Origin of the sequence: Dyella flagellata (assembly GCF_030160275.1) — a bacterium.
GTDB lineage: Bacteria > Pseudomonadota > Gammaproteobacteria > Xanthomonadales > Rhodanobacteraceae > Dyella_B > Dyella_B flagellata.
This window is the reverse complement of record NZ_BSOA01000011.1, coordinates 1-2,362: the sequence shown is the minus strand read 5'-3', so window position 1 is coordinate 2,362 and position 2,362 is coordinate 1. Positions and strand designations below refer to the sequence as shown.

The window sequence follows — 2,362 nt, the reverse complement described above, 5'->3', positions numbered from 1 at the left end:
AGTTCGTCCAGGGCGTCGTCGGTGCGTCCGGCGATGGGGGTGCCGAGCGGAATGTCCTCGCCAGCCCCGAGCTTGCACAACAGCACCGCCACGGCGGCGTTCAACAGCATGAACAGGCTGGCGCGGCTGGCGCGTGCGAGCTGCATCAGGCGGGCATGCACGTCGGCCTCGATCTGTACCGGCACATGCGCGCCGCGGAAGCTCGGTTGTTGCGGACGAGGCCGGTCATAGGGGAGCGCCAGTTGCTCGGGCACGCCGGCGAGGGCTTGCGACCAATACGCCAACTGTTGAGCGAGGGGGCTGTCCGGCTGGGCTTCGTCACCGAGCCACTGCTGCTGCCACAAGGTGTAATCGGCGTAGTGCACCGGCAAGGCGCGCCAGGCCGGTGCGAGGTCTTGGCGGCGCGCGGCATAGGCAAGGGAGAGGTCGCGCAGCAGCGGCGCCAGCGAGGCGCCATCGCTGGCGATGTGATGCAGCAACACCACCAGCACATGCTCGGTCTCGCCGAGCGCGAACAAGCGGGCGCGTATCGGCAACTCGTGCGTCAGGTCGAAGGCGTAGGCGGCGGCCTCGCGTACCGCGGCATCGAGCGTGTCGCGCGTGCAGGCCACGCGCGGCAGGTGCAGCTGCACGCGTTCGGGCGGCAGGATGCGCTGCCAGGCGCCGTCGTCGCCGGCCTGGAACAGGGTGCGCAGGCTTTCGTGCCGGATCACCACATCGCGCAAGGCCGCCTCCAGCGCGGCATGATCGAGGGCGCCTTCCAGGCGCAGCGCGAGCGGGATGTTGTAGGTGGGACTGGGCCCTTCGAACTGATGCAGGAACCACAGGCGCTGCTGGGCGAACGACAAGGGAATGCGTTCGGGTCGTGTGGCCGGTTGCAAGGCGGTGCGTGCGCCATGGCTTTCCAGCAAGTGCTGGGCAAGGCCGGCGACGGTGGGGTTTTCGAACAAGGTGCGGATGGACAGTTCCCGCTCCAGCGTGGTGCGGATGCGGCTGACCAGACGCGTGGCGAGCAGCGAATGGCCGCCCAGGTCGAAGAAATGGTCGTCGATGCCGACGCTGGGCAAGCCCAGCACGTCGGCAAACAGGCCGGCGAGGATGTCCTCTTGGGGCGTACGTGGCAGGCGTTGATGGGCGGCGACGAACGTCGGGGCGGGCAGCGCCTGGCGATCGAGCTTGCCGTTGGTGGTCAGCGGCAAGGCCGCGAGCACCACCAGGGCGGCCGGCACCATGTAGTCGGGCAGGTGCTCGGACAGGCTGCGGCGCAGGATCGCCGCCTCCAGGTCATGGCCGGCAAGCGGTGCGACATAACCCACCAGGTGCGGGTGGCCGGGTTGGTCCTCGCGCAACAGCACGGCCGCTTGGGCCACGCCGGCTTGGTGCAGCAGCGCGCTCTCGATCTCGCCCAACTCGACGCGGAAGCCGCGCAGCTTGATCTGGTGATCGACACGGCCGAGGAAATCGAGCTGGCCGTCCGGCAACCAGCGCACCAGGTCGCCGGTGCGGTACATGCGGCTGCCAGGCAAACCGAACGGATTGGCGACGAAACGTTCGGCGCTGAGCGCGGGGCGATGGAGATAACCGCGGGCCAGGCCGTCGCCGGCGATATACAGCTCGCCGGCCACGCCGACCGGCACCGGCTGCATGTGCGCATCGAGGACGTAGAGCTGGGTGTTCCAGATCGGCTTGCCGATGGGCACGCGTTCCGCCTGCAGATCCCTTGCGGTTACCGTATGCACAGCGCAACCCACGACTGTTTCCGTGGGACCGTATTCATTGACGATGATGGTTTGCGGCGCGTGCTCCATCCAACGCGCAGCCGTCATCGGTTGCAAGGCTTCGCCGCCGATCACCAGGCAGCGCGCCATGCCTGCGCGTTGCCCGGGTGCGGTTTCCTGTATCAGCATATCCAGCTGAGCCGGCGGCAGTTTCAGCAAGCTCAAAGATGGCTGGTGCATCGCCAGCGCCGCGAACGCCCGGTCGTGCGGCAGCAGATTCACCGTGCGGCCGGATAGCAGCGGCAGATAGAGGCTGGTGACCGTTGCATCGAACGACAGCGAGGTGGTGACCGCTGCGCCCGCACCAGCTTCAACGGGATAGGCCTGCAAGGCCCAGTGAAGGTAATTGTTCAAGCCGTGATGCGTCACCACCACGCCCTTGGGTTTGCCGGTGGAGCCGGAGGTATAGATGACATAGGCCGGGTGCATCGGCTGCAAGGGACGCACGCGCTGCGTATCGTCCAGGTCACGCGCATCCTGCTGGGCCAGTTGCGCGATCAGCGCTGCCTCATCCAGCGGCAACACGCAGGGTGCGGTCACGGACAGCGTCACGTCATGCTGCGTGATCAGCGCCGCGGCGCGTG

Annotated in this window: 1 protein-coding gene; it reads right to left on the bottom strand. The window is 67.6% G+C overall.

The genetic code is table 11. The annotated features are described in order from the left end of the window. A partial coding sequence (locus QQJ96_RS06585; protein WP_284331174.1) for an amino acid adenylation domain-containing protein occupies positions 1-2,362 on the bottom strand: 2,362 nt, incomplete at both ends.